Origin of the sequence: Nocardia sp. MDA0666 (assembly GCF_003023875.1) — a bacterium.
GTDB classification, from domain to species: Bacteria; Actinomycetota; Actinomycetes; order Mycobacteriales; family Mycobacteriaceae; genus Nocardia; species Nocardia aobensis.
Genome location: NZ_PYHT01000059.1, coordinates 1 through 520, shown reverse-complemented (window position 1 = coordinate 520; position 520 = coordinate 1). Strand labels below are relative to the sequence as shown.

The following is a 520-nucleotide window of genomic DNA, read 5'->3' as shown; positions in this document are numbered from 1 at the left end:
TCCCCGAGGCTTATCGCAGCCTCCTACGTCCTTCATCGGCTCCTGGTGCCAAGGCATCCACCGTACGCTCTTACACACTTACTAACAAAGATGCTCGCGTCCACTGTGCAGTTCTCAAACAACACACAAGACCTTCTCACCACTGCGGCACCAGCCGGGAAGAAACCCGCGGTATGACACGCGGAGAAAATCTTGTCGTATCTTTTGCCTGGAAAGAACGTCTGTTCTTTCAGGACCCAACAGTGTGTCGATATATCCCCGCCGGCCGGTCACTGAGTACCGGCCGATACGCGGGAGAGGTTGTCAGCGTTCCACCCATGAGCTCCAGCCGGACTACATGTGAGTCCGAAACTGTCTCTGCCAGAGGCGATCTCGACTGTTCGAGACACCATCTGGAGAAGTGCTCCTTAGAAAGGAGGTGATCCAGCCGCACCTTCCGGTACGGCTACCTTGTTACGACTTCGTCCCAATCGCCAATCCCACCTTCGACGGCTCCCTCCACAAGGGTTAGGCCACCGGC

At 56.5% G+C, this 520-nt stretch carries 2 rRNA genes; both read right to left on the bottom strand.

Annotated elements, in window-relative coordinates:
- Window positions 1-84: ribosomal RNA gene (locus C8258_RS32140) — 23S ribosomal RNA — on the bottom strand; the annotation flags it as partial.
- A gap of 327 nt (window positions 85-411) precedes the next feature.
- A 16S ribosomal RNA gene (locus tag C8258_RS32135) occupies window positions 412-520 on the bottom strand; the annotation flags it as partial.